Origin of the sequence: Acinetobacter modestus (genome assembly GCF_014636095.1) — a bacterium.
Lineage (GTDB): Bacteria > Pseudomonadota > Gammaproteobacteria > Pseudomonadales > Moraxellaceae > Acinetobacter > Acinetobacter modestus.
Genome location: NZ_BMDV01000003.1, coordinates 241,124 through 260,224, shown reverse-complemented (window position 1 = coordinate 260,224; position 19,101 = coordinate 241,124). Strand labels below are relative to the sequence as shown.

Annotated in this window: 13 protein-coding genes, 4 tRNA genes and 1 pseudogene; 8 read left to right on the top strand and 10 right to left on the bottom strand. The window is 40.1% G+C overall.

Annotated elements, in window-relative coordinates; genetic code table 11:
* Positions 1 to 17 precede the first annotated feature (17 nt).
* Positions 18 to 2,588, top strand: a complete 2,571-nt coding sequence (gene ponA / locus IEV17_RS09400; protein ID WP_004660138.1) for a penicillin-binding protein PBP1a — start codon at positions 18 to 20, stop codon at positions 2,586 to 2,588.
* 19 nt (positions 2,589 to 2,607) lie between these two features.
* On the opposite strand, the gene IEV17_RS09395 is transcribed toward ponA, so the two are convergent.
* From IEV17_RS09395 to IEV17_RS09360, 8 genes and pseudogenes are all read right to left on the bottom strand, one after another.
* Positions 2,608 to 3,426: a methyltransferase gene (locus IEV17_RS09395; RefSeq protein WP_004660137.1), complete on the bottom strand. Its 819-nt coding sequence runs from the start codon at positions 3,424 to 3,426 to the stop codon at positions 2,608 to 2,610.
* 59 nt (positions 3,427 to 3,485) lie between these two features.
* Complete coding sequence (mraY, locus tag IEV17_RS09390; protein ID WP_004660135.1) at positions 3,486 to 4,604, bottom strand: phospho-N-acetylmuramoyl-pentapeptide-transferase; 1,119 nt, start codon at positions 4,602 to 4,604, stop codon at positions 3,486 to 3,488.
* On the bottom strand, positions 4,605 to 6,014 hold the full coding sequence (locus IEV17_RS09385; protein WP_004660132.1) for a UDP-N-acetylmuramoyl-tripeptide--D-alanyl-D-alanine ligase: 1,410 nt from the start codon (positions 6,012 to 6,014) through the stop codon (positions 4,605 to 4,607).
* Between the two features lie 22 nt (positions 6,015 to 6,036).
* Entirely contained in the window at positions 6,037 to 7,536 is a 1,500-nt protein-coding gene (locus IEV17_RS09380) for a UDP-N-acetylmuramoyl-L-alanyl-D-glutamate--2,6-diaminopimelate ligase (RefSeq protein ID WP_004660124.1), read from the bottom strand.
* Between the two features lie 3 nt (positions 7,537 to 7,539).
* Positions 7,540 to 9,373, bottom strand: a pseudogene (gene ftsI, locus IEV17_RS09375) (penicillin-binding protein PBP3).
* Between the two features lie 10 nt (positions 9,374 to 9,383).
* Positions 9,384 to 9,722, bottom strand: a complete 339-nt coding sequence (gene ftsL / locus IEV17_RS09370; protein WP_004660120.1) for a cell division protein FtsL — start codon at positions 9,720 to 9,722, stop codon at positions 9,384 to 9,386.
* Positions 9,722 to 10,645 (bottom strand): 16S rRNA (cytosine(1402)-N(4))-methyltransferase RsmH, encoded by a 924-nt coding sequence (gene rsmH / locus IEV17_RS09365; protein ID WP_004660118.1) that lies wholly within the window; start codon positions 10,643 to 10,645, stop codon positions 9,722 to 9,724. Before rsmH ends, ftsL begins: the two co-directional genes overlap by 1 nt.
* 197 nt (positions 10,646 to 10,842) lie before the next feature.
* Entirely contained in the window at positions 10,843 to 11,838 is a 996-nt protein-coding gene (locus IEV17_RS09360) for a sulfate ABC transporter substrate-binding protein (RefSeq protein ID WP_004660116.1), read from the bottom strand.
* A 464-nt stretch (positions 11,839 to 12,302) separates the two neighbouring features.
* Here IEV17_RS09360 and IEV17_RS09355 point away from each other — a divergent pair, with 464 nt between their 5' ends.
* From IEV17_RS09355 to IEV17_RS09325, 7 genes are all read left to right on the top strand, one after another.
* The gene (locus IEV17_RS09355) at positions 12,303 to 12,548 is read left to right on the top strand and encodes a DUF4179 domain-containing protein (RefSeq protein ID WP_413772447.1); all 246 of its coding nucleotides are present in this window, start codon (positions 12,303 to 12,305) and stop codon (positions 12,546 to 12,548) included.
* A gap of 105 nt (positions 12,549 to 12,653) precedes the next feature.
* Positions 12,654 to 14,162 carry a glutamate--tRNA ligase gene (gene gltX / locus IEV17_RS09350; protein WP_004660111.1) on the top strand — a complete coding sequence of 503 codons (1,509 nt, stop codon included), beginning with the start codon at positions 12,654 to 12,656 and terminating at the stop codon, positions 14,160 to 14,162.
* 58 nt (positions 14,163 to 14,220) lie between these two features.
* A tRNA-Ala gene (locus tag IEV17_RS09345) sits at positions 14,221 to 14,296 on the top strand.
* A gap of 26 nt (positions 14,297 to 14,322) precedes the next feature.
* Positions 14,323 to 14,398: transfer RNA gene (locus IEV17_RS09340), tRNA-Glu, on the top strand.
* A 117-nt stretch (positions 14,399 to 14,515) separates the two neighbouring features.
* Positions 14,516 to 15,922, top strand: coding sequence for an amino acid permease (locus IEV17_RS09335; RefSeq protein WP_004660109.1), 1,407 nt, complete (start codon positions 14,516 to 14,518; stop codon positions 15,920 to 15,922).
* Positions 15,923 to 16,133: 211 nt separating this feature from the next.
* Positions 16,134 to 16,209 (top strand) — tRNA-Glu (locus IEV17_RS09330).
* A gap of 37 nt (positions 16,210 to 16,246) precedes the next feature.
* Positions 16,247 to 16,322, top strand: a tRNA-Glu gene (locus IEV17_RS09325).
* Between the two features lie 42 nt (positions 16,323 to 16,364).
* Here IEV17_RS09325 and IEV17_RS09320 read toward each other — a convergent pair.
* Together IEV17_RS09320 and IEV17_RS09315 are read right to left on the bottom strand one after the other, a co-directional pair.
* Positions 16,365 to 17,300, bottom strand: coding sequence for a hypothetical protein (locus IEV17_RS09320; RefSeq protein WP_004660107.1), 936 nt, complete (start codon positions 17,298 to 17,300; stop codon positions 16,365 to 16,367).
* Between the two features lie 179 nt (positions 17,301 to 17,479).
* Positions 17,480 to 19,090 (bottom strand): hypothetical protein, encoded by a 1,611-nt coding sequence (locus IEV17_RS09315; protein WP_004660106.1) that lies wholly within the window; start codon positions 19,088 to 19,090, stop codon positions 17,480 to 17,482.
* Positions 19,091 to 19,101: the final 11 nt, after the last annotated feature.

Below are 19,101 nucleotides of genomic sequence, written 5' to 3'. Positions count from 1 at the left end.
ATTAAAACTTACTTATTATGAAAAAGCTATCCAGTTCTGGTATTGTTCGTCCATTTTTTTTGATGCTTATTATTATATTAGTCTCACTTCCGATGGGATTTTATGGCATGTATCTCTATCTAGCACCCTCTTTGCCTGATATGAGTTCATTAAAAAAGGCGCCTTTACTAAAACCATTGCAAGTTTACACGGCAGATAATAAGTTAATTGCAGAATATGGCGGCAAACTTTCCATTCCAGTGAAATATGAACAGATTCCACCAGCGTTTATTCATGCATTTCTAGCAGCAGAAGATTCGTCATTTTTTGAGCATAATGGGATTAGTTTTAAGGGCTTGGGGCGGGCACTAACAGAATCTATTACAGGGTCAGATGTACAAACTGGTGGTTCAACCATTACCATGCAGGTAGCAAAAAATTATTATTTGAGTCCAGAACGAACACTTAAACGCAAACTAACTGAAGTTTTTCTTGCTCGCAAAATCGAGCAAAATCTCACCAAACAAGAAATTCTAAGCTCATACGTCAATAAGATCTTCTTAGGCAAAAATGCTTACGGAATTGCTGCAGCTGCACAAATCTATTACAACAAAAATATTAATCAGCTCACCATTGCGCAAATGGCAATGATTGCAGGATTACCTAAAGCACCATCAAAATACAATCCTGTCGTAAACCCAGAACGAGCACTTGAACGCCGGAATTGGATTTTAGGGCGTATGCTACAACTTGGCTATATTAATCAGAGTCAATACCAAAAAGCTGTTGCTGAGCCAATCAACCTTAATATGATTGATCGCTCTGTCAGTAATGTTTTCCCTTATGTTGGCGAAATGGTTCGTTCAGAATTGGTTGAAAACTTTGGCGAGCAAGCAATTGATTCAGGGTACAAGGTGTATACGACGATTGATAGTAACCGCCAACGTTACGCTGAAGAATCAATTCAAGACGGTTTAGAAGCATATGATCGCCGGCATGGTTGGCGTGGACCAGAAGCACATGACAAACCTCTTAACCAGTTTGTTCCATATGCAAATACCTATCCAGCACAAGTCATAAAAGTTAATAACAATTCTTTTGATGCTTTGATGCAAGATGGCTCAACAGTTACCGTAAATTGGGCAGGAATGTCATGGGTTCGCCCTTATCGGAATGCTAACAGTGTAGGCGGCGCTATGTCGAATGCTTCACAAATCGTTAAAGTGAAAGATATTATTCGATTACGTCCAAATGAAAACAAAACTGTTTGGTCTTTAGTACAGGTTCCTAAAGTTCAAGGTCAATTGATTGCCTTGAATCCAAATGATGGCTCAATAGAAGCTGTTGTTGGCGGCTATAGTTTTTATCAATCTAAGTTTAATCGTGCATTACAAGGGTGGAGACAACCCGGTTCCACTATTAAACCATTTGTTTATGCATTGGCACTTGAACGTGGTATGACACCTTATAGCATGGTCAATGATAGCCCCATCAGTATTGGTAAATGGTCTCCCAAAAACTCAGATGGGCGTTACTTAGGCATGATTCCTCTACGTCGTGCATTATATTTGTCAAGAAATACGGTCTCTGTTCGTTTATTACAAACTGTGGGAATTGAACGCACACGCCAACTATTTATGGATTTTGGATTACAAGAAGATCAAATTCCTCGCAACTACACAATCGCATTAGGGACACCTCAAGTACTCCCTGTTCAAATGGCAACAGGCTATGCCACTTTTGCAAATGGCGGTTATCGCATTCAACCCCATTTTATTAAACGAATAGAAGATGCTTCAGGCAAAGTAATTTATGAAGCAAGTCCAGAATATGCTTGTATCCCATGTATTAGTGATCCAAATGCCTATGCAACAGCCGACGCTGTTCAAGAGCAAGATGCTGTAAATGAAATCACCAATCAAACTTTAGATGATGTATCTGCCGCATCTGAAACTGTAGCATCTGATCCCCAAACAGCCGCAACGACAAATAGTAATTATCGCCAAGCTCAACGCATTTTAAAATCCAGCTCAGCTTATGATATGGCTAACATTTTACGTGATGTGATTCAGCATGGTACGGGACGAGCAGCACTTAAAATCGGTCGTGACGATTTAGGCGGGAAAACAGGAACAACCAATGACGCCAAAGATGCATGGTTTGCAGGTTTTAATGGAAAATTAGTTGCAATCGCTTGGGTTGGTTTCGATCAACCACGCACACTCGGTCGACGTGAATACGGTGGAGTTGCTGCTTTACCAATTTGGACAAATTTCATGGCGAATTCACTTAAAGATACACCATCGGCTTGGGTACATTTCGATAAAGACGCGAAAGATCCAATTTCATTCGACAAGTTACAACTGGAGAAAAATGAAGGGCAAAAAGAATATCGTGCTTCACCACCATTAGCACGCCCACTTTATCGTCCTGCTCCAGTTGCACCAACTCGCTCAGCGCAAACTGACTTCTCAGATTTACCAGATACAACACCATCTGATGAAGAGCAAATTATTGTTCCCGCGAAAAAACAGCCGCCAGCGATGGGAACAGCATCACCTCAAAAAGAACATGATGGTATTGAAAATTTAATTAATAATATTCAATAAGTAAATTCAAAAGAAGCCATCAATTTGATGGCTTCTTTCTTTTTTGGAATACATAAATTTGAAAAGCGGCTGTTACCAAGAAATGCTGTTCTTGTTCTAAAATCATTCTTCGTTCAGGATTCGCTTTATAAGCATAAGGTGTCATAGCAATCAAATTTTTTAGCGCTTGTTGATCTAACTCGATTGCACTCTCTACAAGCTGTTGTTGCTGCAATTCAAATTGACCATCTAGCTGTTCTAAAAATTTTTCTGGTTCGTGTAAGTTTACTTGCTCAAATAAAGCTTCACGCAACCTATAGAGATGTCGAGGTGCAGGTGTCACCACAATCAGATGACCATTCCCTTGAAGAACACGCGTGATCTCTTCTTGTGGAATTGGACTAAATAAACTAGTGCATACGTCGATTGAATGATCCTGTACGGGCAATGTTGCACCCGTCCCAACAACCCACGTGACTTTGGAGTTGAGTTTTGCGGCTCGTTGTACAGCAGTTTTAGCAATATCCACACCTATACAGTGTTGAGTATGCGCTTGCATCGCACTGGTGTAATAACCTTCACCACAACCAATATCTAAAATAGTTTTCGGCTTGAGCCGCTGCAACAGTTCAACAATCGCCTGCTGTAACGGCTGATAAGCACCTGTTTGCAAAAATTCACGACGGGCCAATACCGACTCTGCAGTATCCCCTGGTGTCTTACTATGCTTATGCTGTACCACATGTAGATTGACATAACCTTGTTTGGCGACATCATAATGATGGTCTTTTTCACAACGCCAAGAACGCTCAACCAAATTCAATGATTGGCGACAAACAGGACACATCAATAAATTCATCTATTTTCTCCAAACATAAAAAAAAGCTGGTGATCACCAGCTTCTTTTTGAATCATGGTTTAACGCAACTTTAAGGTCATTAAGCCTAACACAACAAGGAAAATGGTAATAATCCAAAAACGAATAACAACCTGTGTTTCCTTCCAACCTTGTTTTTCATAATGATGGTGTAAAGGTGCCATCAAGAAAACGCGCTTATTTCGCATTCGCAATGAACCAATTTGTAAAAATACAGAAACGGCTTCCATTACGAATACCCCCCCCATAATCGCAAAAACGATTTCTTGGCGGACCATAACAGCAATTGTACCCAGCATCGCACCAAGTGCCAAAGCTCCGACATCACCCATGAATACTTGAGCAGGATGCGCATTATACCAAAGGAAAGCCAGACCTGCGCCAACCATGGCTGAACACACCACAACCAGTTCAGAGGTATATTTTACATAGGAAATATGCAAATAATTGGCAAAACGAATATCACCTGATAAATAGGCAAATACGCCCAAACCTGCTGCAACCATGACAATTGGCATAATTGCCAGTCCATCCAATCCATCCGTCAGATTGACTGCATTTGATGCCCCATTAATCACCAAATAAGTGAAAACAATAAATGCTAGACCAAATGGCACCGCTGAAAGTGGAATGGAGAGATTCTTAAAGAAGGGAATCAGCAAATCTAGCATATTTGCAGTATTCATTGGATTATCTTGTTGTTTTGCAATTAGATATAAAGCAATACCAGCACCTAATGATGCCACAGAAGTCCAAAAGAATTTTTTACGTGCAGGTAAACCAGCATTATCTTTATAACGCACTTTAATCCAGTCATCTGCCCAACCAACAGCACCAAAGACCACCATAACACCCAATACAATCCAAACATAAGGGTTTGATAAATCAGCCCATAATAAGGTACTAATACCGATTGAGAGCAGAATTAAGATCCCACCCATCGTTGGTGTTCCCATCTTCTTCGCATGATTTTCAGGAGCAAATGAGCTTACTGCCTGACCATATTTTAAGGCTTGTAATTTACGGATCATCACAGGTCCTAAAGCCAAGCCAATGGTCAAAGCAGTTAATACACTCAACAAAGAGCGTAATGTTAAATAACGAACCACTTGGAAAGAGCTGTTATAGCCTGCCAATTGTTCAAATAACCATAACAACATTTAAATCTTCTCCATCAAGTCAGCCATCAACGTTTCCATATGGGTATAGCGAGAACCTTTAAATAGGAAACTCATGTGCTGGGGTTGATGTGTCTCTACTAAACTCATTAAAAATGACAAAGCTTGCCCCTGATTCAGAAAAGCTTGTAATTTTTTACCGTATTGTGTGCTTCTTGCACCTTCTTGAGTGGCAGGTGAGAATTCACCCACTGCAACTACAAAATGAATACCTTGCATCGAAACCAAATCTCGACCCAACAAATAATGTTGTTGCGCTGCTGTACTTCCAAGCTCACCAATATCCCCGATTACCATCACTTTAATGCCCGTTTGTTGAGCAAGAACTTCTGCTGCTGCACGCATTGAAGTTGGATTGGCGTTATAAGTATCATCAATGAATAAGTGATTTTGGTGTTGAATAAAATTCAGACGCCCTTTGGCACCCTGTGCTTGTTCTAAGCCTTGTACAATATCATCAAGCGCAATCCCAATTGCCAAGGCAAATGCAGTCGCAGCAGTGGCATTTTGTACGTTATGTGCACCTGCAAACGGTAGATCTACTGTCCTGATGCCCTGTGGAGTATGTAAATTGAATTTTGCTGATTGAGGATGCAATTCAACATCTGTCGCAAACACATCTCCCCCCTGACCAAAACTCAGAATTGAATGAGCTTGAGCATTTTCACGAATGGCCGCTGTAAAATCATCATCAGCGGGAACGACCGATATCCCATTAGACAAAATATGCGAATAGATTTCTGATTTAGCGCGACAAATGCCCTCACGGCCACCAAATTCACCCAAGTGCGCTGTACCAATATTCAAAATCCCCGCCACATGTGGCTGCACCAGATTAGAGGTATAATCAATTTCACCTTGGTGACTGGCACCCAACTCCATCACAGCATATTGATGCTCCTGACGCAGTTCTAGCAACATCATCGGCACACCCAAATCATTATTCAGATTGCCACGCGTGATCAAGGTTGGTGCTAAACGGGATAAAATACTACCCAACATTTCTTTCGTGGTGGTTTTACCACTACTGCCTGTTAAAGCAATCACTTTCAACTGTGGATTTTGTCGGCGACGATAAGCACCTAAATGACCTAAAGCCAAACGCGTATCTTTGACGACGAGTTGTGCAATATCTGCATCAATTGGGCGCTCTACAATTGCAATCTCACACCCTTGCGTCGCCACTTGAGCGATAAAGTTATGAGCATCAAAGCGCTCACCTTTTAAAGCAAGAAATGCATCGCCCGCCTCAGCGTGACGAGAGTCAGTCAAAATACGCTTAATTTCGCTTTGTGGAATCTTATGATTATGCCATTCACCTTGAGTCGCTTGTTGTAATTGCTCTGCTGTCCAAGGTTCTAGTGGAACGGTGCTGGTTGTTGAAGTATGCATACGCTTTATTTACCTTTTAACCTTAGTGTGCAGGATAAGCTGAATCTACAGGATGCGGCTGAGCATTAATCGCAGATTGCACTTCGACTACATCATCAAACCAGTGACGAACTCCATCTACTTCCTGATAGTTTTCATGACCTTTGCCAGCAATCACTACAATATCTCCAGCTTGAGCTTGAGCGACCACAAATTTAATCGCTTCACGACGATCATGAATTTCATGTACGCTGTGTTCTGCAAAATCAATTCCCTGCTTCATATCAGCAAAAATTTGTTCAGGGTTTTCAGTTCGTGGATTATCCGAGGTGAGAACCACAGGATTAGCATGATCAAGCGCAGCCTGAGTCATTAAAGGACGCTTACCGCGATCGCGATCACCACCGCAGCCAAATACCGCCCATAATTGTCCAGTGACATGACGTTTCAATGTGGTTAACACCTGAATCAATGCATCAGGTGTATGTGCATAATCAACGACAAATAGACGATCCGCATCTTGAATGACTTGCATGCGCCCTGGGGCACCCTTAAGTTGCGGAACGAACTGCACTAAATCAGCAAGCGAAAAACCAGCATATTCTGCCGCAATCAAGCTTGCTAATAAATTTTCTACATTAAAATGTCCAAGCAATGGGCTTTGCACAGCAAATGTACCTGTTGGACTAATCAATGTAAAACTTGCACCACTCAAGCGATATTGCAAATGATCAATATGATAATCCGCAGAAGTTTGAGTCAAAGAGTAAGTCAAAACTTTTGGTTTTGATGGATTCTCTTTTGCAGCAGTCAGCATCATGTTTGCATGTGCATCGTCGATGTTAATCACAACGACTTTTAAAGTGGCAAATTTAAATAATAGCGCCTTAGCTTCTGCATAAGCCTCTAAAGTACCGTGATAATCCAAATGATCACGACTTAAATTACTATAAACTGCTATCTCAAGATCGCAACCATTCAGACGACCTTGTTCCAAACCATGGGAACTCGCCTCAAGTGCAACAAAATTAGCCCCTTGTTTAGCGTAATCATGCAATGCCTGCTGTAATTGCAGCGCATCTAAAGTGGTGTGGGTTGAGGGGGTCAAGTTTGGCAAGATACCATTGCCTGTTGTCCCCATCACTGCACAGCCTTTCATTTGTGAACTTATCAGTTCTGCAATCAGACGTGAAATGGTAGTTTTTCCATTGGTACCTGTGACTGCAATACCACGTAATGGCTCTACAGGATCGACCGCTTGTAAATATTGCTTCTGCCATTCACCCATAAGAAAACGCACTTCAGGGCAAACCCACTCGTTCGCAAGCCCCAAACTTGTTTCACTAATAACCGCCAATGCCCCTGCATTCAGCGCATTTTGTGCAAATTGACGGGTTTTTTCAGGTTGGCTATAACTACTTAAAGCAATAAAAATTTGCCCAACTTCAATCTTACGGCTGTCTAGACAAAAGCCTTGAAAAGGCTGAGTGAACCAAGCCGCATCGATATGAATCGGATATATCTGCTGAAAACTAATCGACATAATCTACCTACGGATTGGATTTTATAGAGGTATCAAGTGGTTTATCTAAAGGTACATTCAGTAATCGTAGCGATTCTTGCATAATTCTCGCAAAAACGGGCGCTGCGACGAGACCACCATAATAACGACCTTGAGGATTTTCAACGACGATAATCATCGCCAGACGAGGATCACTCACTGGAGCAACCCCAGCAAATAAAGCACGATATTCATTACTCGAATAACCTTTACGGTCAGCTCGTAATTTATGTGCCGTACCTGTTTTACCACCAACACGATAACCAGGAATATTGGCCTGTGTAGCTGTACCACCAGGCATAGTAACCTGCTCAAGCATCAATAACACTTGATCTGCAATCTTAGGATCAAGAACTTGCTTACCTTGAGGTGCTTGATCTAATTTCCTTAGACTTAATGGCATTTCCACACCATGGTTTGCGAGCATCGCATAACCTTGTGCAACTTGGAGAATGGTTGCGTTTAAGCCATAACCATACGCCATCGTACCCAACTGAGACGGGTTCAACTTATCACCAGAATACAACAAACCTGCGCTCTCGCCTGGGAATTTCACATCAGAACGATGCCCAAAACCAACACGACGGAAGAATGAAGGTACTGCATCCTTTGGTAGTGACAATGCGAGTTTTGCTGAACCCACATTAGATGATTTAACAATAATACCTGTCAGGGTTAATGCACCATAGTTGTGTGTATCACGAATGGTATGCCATCCCAACTTCATTGAACCTGGTGAGGTATTAACGATTGTGTTTGGCGTGTATTTGCCACTTTCTAAGGCAGCCGCAACGGTAAATGGTTTCATGGTCGAACCCGGTTCGAACATATCAATTGCACCACGGTTACGCATTGCATCTTTGTTGGCTAAACCATTTTTATCATTTGGGTTATATGACGGCCAACTGGTCATTGCTAAAATTTCACCAGTTTTTACATCTACAGCAATAGCAGTTGCCGAACGAGCATTATTTGCAACACCAGCAGCTGTCAATTCACGATACATAATATATTGCAAACGTGAGTCGATACTGAGTGTGACATTTTCACCTGACTCGACTTCTTTAATCACTTCTGAAACTTTAAGACGGTTACCTTTTTTATCCCGAATAATTTTTTGTTCACCATCGACGCCTGACAACTGTTTATTCAGTTGCATTTCTAAACCTTCAACCCCAACCCCTTCACTATTGGTTAAACCAATAATTTGTGCATTCGGCTGCGGTTGTGGATAGTAACGTTTATACGTCTTTTCGGCGTAAACCCCTTGAAAGTTTCGCTTGGTAATGAGGTCCGCTTGCTGTGGTGGAATTTCTTTTTGTAGTACCAAATAACGTGAGCGTGGACGAGCTTCCATTTGCTTTTTGAGATCAGCGCGGTCTACACCAACCACATCAGCCAACTCATCTAAATTCAAGTTTTTATCAGGTAATTGACGTTTTAATTTTCGGTTATGTGGATCTTTTTTTAATTCGGCAGTAATTTCATCAAATTGTTGTTTCGTTTCCCAATAATCTCGTGGGTCAATCACAATTTTCATAATCGGTGTACTAATCGCTAAAGGCACTCCGTGGCGATCACTAATCACACCACGCATTGCTTCTAGGCGTTCTGTACGTAAAATATTGGCATTCGCTTTATTTTGTAAAAAGTCTTTATTGACCACTTGCACATAAAATGCACGTGCAATCAACACAATAAAGCACAGTAACACCGTGCCCCAAAGCAAATAAAATCGCCACATGTCTAAAGCAAGTGTTGGTCTTTCAGAAATGGACTGCTGTTTTTTTCGTATTGGTTTACTTCGCTTATCTGCCATACAGCATGCCTTATTTGTCTTGCTTTGAAGTCATAGGTAAAGAAATCACAACCGTTTGTGCTGCGGGTGGTGAAAACATCCGCAATTGTGTAACAGCACGAGAGCCAATCTGCGCAGTTGCACCAAACGTTTGTTGTTCAATCAGCAAGCGCCCCCATTCTGCATTCAGATCGTCTCTTTCACGCATATAAGCACTTAAATCACGATAATCATGACGATATTCAAACACTTGAAAGACCACCATCATTGCGCTTGTGAATACCATCGCAATCAGCACAGCATACACTACAACTTTTTTCAGTCCTTTCTTGCTGCTAGATATGATCTCATCATCATTCTTTTTATTCATTATCTGCCTTTCTGTTCTAAACGCTCTGCTACACGTAACCATGCACTACGTGAACGAGGATTTGCTTTTACTTCTGCTTCACTCGCACGAATACGAGACACTTTCTTTAAACGTCGAGTATCAATCTGTGCTTGAGGCATTCCCCAACCATGATCTTCCGCTAAAGTTGATTCTTTTTGAATAAATTGTTTAATCAAACGATCTTCCAAAGAGTGGAAGCTAATCACAGCCAACTGTCCTTGTACTTTCAACAATTCTACAGCTTGCGGTAAAAACGTTTCAATATCATCAAGCTCTTTGTTAATTGCGATACGAATCGCTTGGAAAGTACGCGTTGCAGGATGTTTATGCTTTTCCCACTTTGGATGTGCAACCTTAACAATTTCAGCTAATTGCGCTGTTGTGGTGATTTCGCCTGCCACTTTAATGGCTTTGGCAATACGGCGACTATAACGCTCTTCACCATATTGAAAAATAATATTGGCTAATTTTTCTTCTTCGATTTCAAGTAACCATTCAGCCGCAGTTAAACCTTGAGAATTATCCATACGCATGTCTAGTGGGCCATCTTGCATAAAGCTGAACCCACGTTCTGCTTGGTCAAGTTGCGGTGAAGACACACCCAAATCGGCCATAATGCCGTCAACTTCGGTAATTCCAATATTTGTTAATTCCGCCTGAATATCGGCAAAACTGGCATGAATAATTTTAAACCGTGGATCTTCTTGTTCTAATTGTGCGGCAACTTCAAGTGCCTGAGGATCTTTATCAAAGGCGTAAACACGTGCATTTTGATCCAATTTGGAAAGTAAGAGCTTGGTATGCCCTCCTCGACCAAACGTTGCATCGACAAAAATACCAGTATCGCGACCTGCCAATACGCCATCAACGGTTTCATGAAGTAAGACAGAAATATGCGACATAACAATAGGATCAATAGCTAAAAATGTAACTGCACATTATCACCTTGTTTTATCCCAGTACCAAACGACTTTTTGTAGAGAATTCTTAACTTTTCATAGATAAAACCGTTTTCTTATCATTTTTTATGCAACAAAAAAGCAAATACTCCATGTATTTGCTTTCTCATATTCAATCACAAATTTTATATATAATTTATTTACTGTTTATCTGCATAAATTTGATCAAAAATCGCACCATTTATAAAGTGAGTTTTTTGCGCTTTTGCCCATCCACCAAATACATCATTAATGCTGAAGAGTTTGATCTTTGGAAATTGTTTCGCATATTTTGCTGCAACTTGCGGATTACGTGGACGGAAATAATGTTTTGCTGCAAGTTCCTGCCCTAATGGTGAATAAAGAAAATTTAAATAACCTCGTGCTAAATTGCGATTACCATCTTTATCCACGGTTTTATCTACAATCGCAACTGAAGGCTCAGCCAAAATCGAAATTGATGGATAAACAATATCGTATTTATCTTTACCTAAACCTTGGGTCGCCAATAAAGCTTCATTTTCCCATGACAGTAACACATCGCCTATACCTCGCTCAGCGAATGTAGTTAAAGAACCTCGCGCTCCCGAATCAAGTACTTTGACATTTTGGTATAATTTTTTCACTAAATCACGGGCTTTAGCATCATTACCACCGGGTTGTTTCAACGCATAGCCCCATGCCGATAAATAAATCCAACGCGGTGCTCCACCTGTTTTCGGATTTGGAGTAATAATTTCGACACCCTCTTTGGTAAGATCATTCCAATCACGAATATTTTTCGGATTTCCTTTGCGGACAAGGAATACTACCGTTGATGTATAAGGTGCAGAATTATTTTTAAATTGTTTTTGCCAATCTTTACGAATGAGACCTGCATTCGCAATTTCATCAATATCATTCGCCAAAGCCAATGTCACAACATCAGCCTGCAAACCATCAATTACCGATCGTGCCTGTTTGCCTGAACCACCATGCGATTGTTTAAAATCGACCTCTTGACCTGTACGCTGTTTCCAATATTGACCAAATGCTTGGTTATATTCTTGATAAAACTCTCGTGTTGGATCATAAGATACATTTAAAAACGTTGTAGCTGCCTGCGCTATGCTATTTAAACCCAAAGCAAGTAATGCTGCGGCGATCACTGTTTTCATTTATTATTCACTCATTTTCTGTATATTTATGATCACTATATTTATTTAAAAATAATTTACAATCATATAGTTATATCAATAATTTAGAAATTATTCTTTTTTTTATATATCGTAATATTAAGGATGTATTGCAGTTAAAATGCTAAGTGTTTATTCATGTTATTTTTATTTTGAGAAAAATTATCATTCTCCACTTTTTCTACACATTTCCTTGTTAGATTTGATTTGTACATATTCTAGCCATCAGGCTTACAATACCCAAAAGTGTGTTTGTTTATTATTTTTTGTAAAAAGTGTGACGTAGTTATACTTTTTTATTAAAATTTATGTTTGAATCGTATGATTAAAGCAATACTATAGTCATTTAGTTAGTCTTGTAGACTCGAAGTCATGAAGGGGATGTTACCGTGCAAGCATCAAAACTTAAAAAAACACTATGCTTAAGCTTATTTTTGGTGTGTTCTATTCAAGTTGGACATGCAGCCGCAATTAAAGAAAACAATAATATTAAAACGATAGACAAATCGTCTTCGTTAATTGTGAAAGCGCTTGATCAACAAAAACGTAATACGGCGATGTTGCCTTCAACAGATGACGAATTAAAAATGTTGAATACGATCCGTACAACACCAACACAAACGTTCTTTGCAAGCCAACACGAACGTTTTTCACGCTTTGTTCAGACTATTTTTCAACCGCATACATCTTGATCTTTTAAATATGTAACGCTCTACATGTTTAAATAAGCCTAGTCATGCTGTGACTAGGCTTTTTCGTTATAATAGTTTCAATTTTAATTTAAGCTTCGATAATTTATGAAAGTTCGTACCCGTATTGCGCCTTCTCCTACAGGTTTCCCTCATGTAGGTACTGCTTATATTGCGTTATTTAATTTATGTTTTGCTAAACAGCACGGCGGTGAATTTATTTTACGTATTGAGGATACAGATCAACTCCGTTCAACACCTGAATCAGAAAAGATGATTTTAGATTCTTTACGTTGGTTAGGATTGAACTGGTCAGAAGGTCCAGATGTGGGTGGCCCTCATGCACCGTATCGTCAATCGGAACGTATGGGTATTTACAAGCAATATGCCTTAGATTTGGTTGAAAAAGGACATGCTTTCTATTGTTTCGCAACAGCTGAAGAGCTAGACCAAATGCGTGCAGAGCAGCAAGCACGTGGTGAAACGCCAAAATATGATGGTCGCGGCTTAAAGCTTTCACAAGAAGAAGTACAACAACGCCTTGCTGCGGGTGAACCACATGTCATTCGAATGAAAGTACCTGAAGATGGTATTTGTAAGATTAATGATTTGCTTCGTGGTGAAGTGGAGATTCCTTGGGCACAAGTTGACATGCAAGTGTTGCTAAAAACGGATGGTTTACCAACTTACCATCTTGCTAATGTCGTGGATGATCATTTGATGGAAATCACTCACGTGTTACGTGGTGAAGAGTGGTTGCCATCGGCACCGAAGCATCAATTGCTTTATCAATACTTCGGTTGGGAAATGCCAACCTTATGTCACATGCCATTGTTACGTAACCCAGATAAATCAAAGCTGTCTAAACGTAAGAACCCAACTTCTATTAACTACTATCGCGACATCGGTGTATTACCAGAAGCATTATTGAATTATTTAGGTCGCATGGGTTGGTCAATGCCTGATGAGCGTGAAGTATTCACATTACAGGACATGGTTGAAAACTTTGATGTACAGCGTGTTTCATTGGGCGGCCCAATCTTTGATGTTGAAAAACTTAATTGGCTGAACGGTCAATGGATCAAAGGCTTAACACCGGGGCAACTTCTAGATCGCCTATTAACATGGAAAAGCGACCGTCAAACACTTGAAGACATTGCAGCTGCGATTCAACCTCGTATCAATCTACTTTCAGAAGCTGTGAATTGGGCTGGTTTCTATTTCAATCACATGCCACAAATCAGTAAAGAACAGTTTGAAAGCAAAAAATTGACCGAAGAACAAGTTCGTCAAAGCTTACAATTTGCAATTTGGCGCTTAGAAAGTCAGTTTACGTGGAATAATGATACTGTCAGCCAAACGCTGATGGATTTAGCCACTCAAATGGAAGTTAAACTTCGTGACTTTATGCCAGCATTCTTTATTGCGATTGCGGGTTCAACGAGTTCAACGCCTGTGATGCAATCTATGGTAACACTCGGTCCTGATTTGACTTTTGCACGTTTACGTCATGCCTTAGAAATCGTAGGTGGACCAAGCAAGAAAGAACTCAAAGTTTGGGAAAAATTAAACGAATCACTAAAACTGCCGAAAAATGATGCAAATAGTGAGAATTAATTCAGTTTAATCATTGACGTGTGAGCGCATTCGCCCTAATATTGCGCTCACACAGACTGGGGTCATAGCTCAGTTGGTAGAGCGCTACAATGGCATTGTAGAGGTCAGCAGTTCGATCCTGCTTGGCTCCACCAAACTTCAATTTGTGTTGCCTCAATAAGTCCCTATCGTCTAGAGGCCTAGGACATCGCCCTTTCACGGCGGTAACCGGGGTTCGAATCCCCGTAGGGACGCCATATTTTATGCAAAATAATTAAAATTATAATTTTCAACTAAACATTCATTCATTCAGATTGCACATTTCAAAATTTTACATAAAATACCCGCTTCTCCACGCTTGGACAAATTGTGGTATGCAATCTTCCAACTCAAATGCTACCTCTGAATCAAAAACATTAAAACGTGCAATGAGCACCCGTCACCTAGTTATGCTTTCATTAGGCGGTGCAATTGGTACAGGTTTATTTTTAGGTTCTGGTGAGGTCATCGCTCAAACGGGTCCTATCGGCGCAATTATTGCCTACTTTTTAGGTGGTTTAATTGCCTATATGGTCATGCTCTGTTTAGGTGAGCTCGCAGTACATATGCCTGTGGCTGGATCTTTTGGCGCATACGCTCAAAAATATATTGGCCCAGGAACGGGTTATATGATTTCTTGGCTGTATTGGCTGACATGGACCGCAACGCTTGGTACAGAATTTACTGCCGCAGCCTTACTCATGCAAGAATGGTTCCCTCATATTTCGATGTGGATTTGGACCATTATTTTTGCAATTACGATTTTAGGATTAAATTTAAGTTCAACCCGCATTTTTGCTGAATCGGAATTTTGGCTTGCATTAGTCAAAGTCATTACCGTTATTGCCTTTATCCTTTTAGGTTTATGCGCAATTTTTGGTTTCATTCCATTCCAAGGCACTGAATCAGCACCGTTATTTCATAACTTAACGGCACATGGTTGGTTTCCACAAGGTCTTTTTCCAATTTTCACCACGATGTTAATTGTTAACTTTGCCTTTTCTGGAACTGAACTCATTGGTGTTGCCGCAGGTGAAACCAAAAATCCAGCTGAAAATGTTCCTAAAGCAATTAATGCAGCAATTTGGCGACTATTAATTTTCTTTGTGGGTACGATTGTTGTTATTAGTGCATTACTTCCATTCCATGTAGCTGGCTTAGGCGGTGACGGAGTGAGTAGCAGTCCTTTCGTAACGGTATTTAAATACATCGGTATTCCATATGCCGACGATATTATTCGCTTCGTGATTATTACTGCCTTATTATCCGCTGCAAACTCAGGTCTCTATGCGGCTTCTCGCATGATGTGGTCTTTATCAGATCAACGCCAACTGCCAAGTATATTCTCAAAATTGTCTAAGAGTGGTACGCCTATCATCGCGCTAGTGGTAACCATGTTTGGCGCAATTCCCGGATTGCTATCTGAGCATTTTGCCCCAGAGACAATTTTCAAAAATTTACTAGGTGTTGCTGCATTTACCATGGTCATCGTGTGGATGAGTATTTGTTGGAGTCAGTTTAACTTTAGACGCCAATGGTACAAGGCTGGACATTCTGCAAAAGATTTAAAATTTGCTGCACCACTTTATCCAATCGTTCCCATCTTAGGTTTTGTTTTCTGTTTAATTACAGGTCTCAGCATGGCATACGATCCTGAGATGCAGGCTGGTTTTATTGGATGCTTACTGTTTATTGCCGCTTGTTATTTAAGTTACTACGTTTTCTACCGTGATCGTACATAAAATTATAATGAATAAAAAATGCAGCTTAGGCTGCATTTTTTATTTAACTTAAATTAACTTGCTTGATAATTTTACTTCAACTTCTTTATTTTGATTATTTATTCTACGATATGTTTTATTTTTAGACACTCATAAGTTTTTTTTAGATTTTCTTTGGAAAAGTGTTTGACACCCTACCTAATTCACCCTAATATACGCCCACCTCTGAAACGTCCCTATCGTCTAGAGGCCTAGGACATCGCCCTTTCACGGCGGTAACCGGGGTTCGAATCCCCGTAGGGACGCCAATATTTATTATTGTTTTCAGATGTATGCCTCATATAAGTCCCTATCGTCTAGAGGCCTAGGACATCGCCCTTTCACGGCGGTAACCGGGGTTCGAATCCCCGTAGGGACGCCAAATTCTAAAAAGCCACTGCATTGACAGTGGCTTTTTTATTGCCTACTCACTTCCAATTCCAACTTGGACTTCTAAACGTCCAGACTGAACACGTAAGCCTCGGATCTCAAATTGATCAACTAATTGTTGAACCAATTCGCGACTCTCTTGCAAAATATTAAGTCCTGGCAAAATACTGAAATCAGTCAAGCTTAATAGTTTATCGACCATCCATGAGCGGTTATTAATGAAATCAATAAAACCCGCTTCTTCAAGGTCGATATACCATAAACGATGCCCTTCTTTTTGAATCCCTGGCACATCACGAATGAGGTGATTGATCAAAAATGGGATCGGTAAGGAATTAATCACTTCAAAGCTGATATTACCTACACGTCTTGCTGCCCAATTTGTTAAAGTACCACCATGACGAATTTGTAAGTCCAGATGCTCATCGACCTGACAAAGACGTAAATATTTTTCCTGCCCAATACGACATTCTAAAACATTGAACTCTAAAGACAGACGATATAGGAAACGGCGATAGTGCCCATCTAATTCGATATGAAAGCGATCATTGCCACATTCAATTTTAATATCATCAATTTCAGAACGATCCATACGTTTCCGAATTTGATTATTGAGCAGCATTTCAGGCAAATATAAGGTGAGACTACTTTTTCCTAACGATGCACGTGCCATTGCTAACGCAACTTGACGCGCTGCTTCACTGGTTTCTGATACCATATCACGAACAGTATTTCGCATCCCTTCAACACCACGTTTGGTATGATGGGTAACTTGATCTAAGGCATCTAAGGCGGCATCTGCAACACCTGCAATATTACGAGAGGTGTCACTCGCAAACTCAACAGCATCTTGTGCGTGCTGTAATGTCTTATTGATTAACCGACGTGATAAAGACGGTTTTTCATCAGATGACTCTATATCTGCAGGCATAATATCGAACATCGCCTTTTTATCATCTTGTCGATTCAAGATGTTCTCCCTCTTCCCTTTCTCAGCAACTCAATTTTGATATGAGCAACAATCTGTTTTATAAACTTATTGGCTGTTTTTATGTAGATTAGCATGCTATTTAGCGCAATTTGCGTCTTTTTGTTGCACACTTTTAAATTAATTTAATCGTCCATTTTCTAAATATGTTTCAGAAAACGTTACATTTCACCTTCTTCGAACTGCACTTTTTCATCCGTATCTACTTTTAATAACATTTGATTCAGACGAAGTTGTTTATACTTTTCTAGCGCAATTTCAATAGAAACAAGTTTTTGCTCTATATCGCCTCGCTCTAAATGACTAACTTCTCGCAATGCCACCCAAGCGGCTTGCATTTTATCAAAATCATTATCCTTCTCTAGCTTTTTTTGCATCCAATCAAATAAAGCTTGTGCACGATGTTCAGCTTCAAATTGATAAGCAAATAAACCACTTGAAAGTGCAACTTCACTCAATTTACCCATCCAATTCAATTGTAATTGTTGCGAGCAAGAACGCTGCTTTACCAAATAAGGTTCTAAAATATTCTTGTGGAACATGTGAGTAAAGCTCACCATTTCATTGACGACAATATCTCGCTGCTCATATAAAGCAGGTCTTTCAGAGTGTTGTTTATCAAGACGAAAGTCACCCAAGAATTGCATCAGCCCTTGCTCTAGGACCAGTTGTATCGGCCCTGAAATAATGGTCGGCTGTTGTTCATATTCAACTTTAGATAAAGCCTGTATAAATTGTTCACGTTGAATCGGCTCGACCAGCCATCTCCAAATATCCAGATCTTGTTGAATAGCCAACCATAACTTTAACAATAGGTTATCAGCCGATTGTTGATCATTTTTCAAAAGACGTAATAGAGCATTTTGTATCGCACTAGATTCTGCAAGACCTGCGAATACGAGCGGATGAGTTAAAAGTTGTGGTGCATTTGCAATCACTTCTTTATTGTAAGGAAGCTGAAAATCCCGTCCGCCCAGCATTCCGCCGATTGACTTGCCCAGTGAATTTAAGCTACGCCCAACATCTGCCAAAATATTCGTTTCTACCGCTTGCGTTTGTAGTATCACTGCTGGCAACAAAGCATTTACCGCAGATTTCAACGTTTTGAGATAGGTTTTTTGATCAACTGGTTTTTCAAATTTAGAGAGTAAATCTATTGCATATTCAACATCGCTTACATTGAGCATGTACTCAGACTGGTTGCGATTTACCAAACACTCTATATATGCATAAAAAGCAATTTCACTCCGCTGTATAGACTGCTGTGAAGCCCATTCATGCTGTTTGATTGCTTCCGTATATTGTTCTGCACCTGCATAGGCTTTTGCTAAAGCCACTGCATGTTTTGCACTTGGATATTGCTGTTGAAAATAAAGCAATAAATCAATCTTAGGTTGTTGATCTAAACATTTATCTAGCTGACGTAAATAAAGATTGATTTGTGGCTGTGTCGGTTGAGGCACAACAAAATTAAGCTGATAAACCAAGCATTGTTCATACCATGCATGTTTTCTGGCATGAGCTTCATAACTTGGAATAAATTCGTTTTCAATTAATTTGATAAGTTGTGATGTATATAGAATATCTTCATCTGTCTCATGCTGGAATTTCCATTGCTTTGGTAATGAGACTTTAAACAATCTTAAAAAGAAATTTGCACTTAAATCAGGACTCTCCATGCTAACCAACATTAGCTTGTCTTGGGTCGAAAGATGACCTTCTCCCTTTTCGATGCGAGCTAATCGTAATTTTAGAAGTTTGGTAGGTAACATGACATCCTGCC

Coding starts and splice junctions, on each gene's coding strand:
- mraY (WP_004660135.1), bottom strand. CDS start 4,604: ATGTTGTTATGGTTATTTGAACAATTGGCAGGCTATAACAGCTCTTTC.
- IEV17_RS09385 (WP_004660132.1), bottom strand. CDS start 6,014: ATGCATACTTCAACAACCAGCACCGTTCCACTAGAACCTTGGACAGCA.
- IEV17_RS09380 (WP_004660124.1), bottom strand. CDS start 7,536: ATGTCGATTAGTTTTCAGCAGATATATCCGATTCATATCGATGCGGCT.
- IEV17_RS09335 (WP_004660109.1), top strand. CDS start 14,516: ATGCAATCTTCCAACTCAAATGCTACCTCTGAATCAAAAACATTAAAA.
- gltX (WP_004660111.1), top strand. CDS start 12,654: ATGAAAGTTCGTACCCGTATTGCGCCTTCTCCTACAGGTTTCCCTCAT.
- IEV17_RS09315 (WP_004660106.1), bottom strand. CDS start 19,090: ATGTTACCTACCAAACTTCTAAAATTACGATTAGCTCGCATCGAAAAG.
- ftsL (WP_004660120.1), bottom strand. CDS start 9,722: ATGAATAAAAAGAATGATGATGAGATCATATCTAGCAGCAAGAAAGGA.
- IEV17_RS09360 (WP_004660116.1), bottom strand. CDS start 11,838: ATGAAAACAGTGATCGCCGCAGCATTACTTGCTTTGGGTTTAAATAGC.
- ponA (WP_004660138.1), top strand. CDS start 18: ATGAAAAAGCTATCCAGTTCTGGTATTGTTCGTCCATTTTTTTTGATG.
- rsmH (WP_004660118.1), bottom strand. CDS start 10,645: ATGTCGCATATTTCTGTCTTACTTCATGAAACCGTTGATGGCGTATTG.
- IEV17_RS09395 (WP_004660137.1), bottom strand. CDS start 3,426: ATGAATTTATTGATGTGTCCTGTTTGTCGCCAATCATTGAATTTGGTT.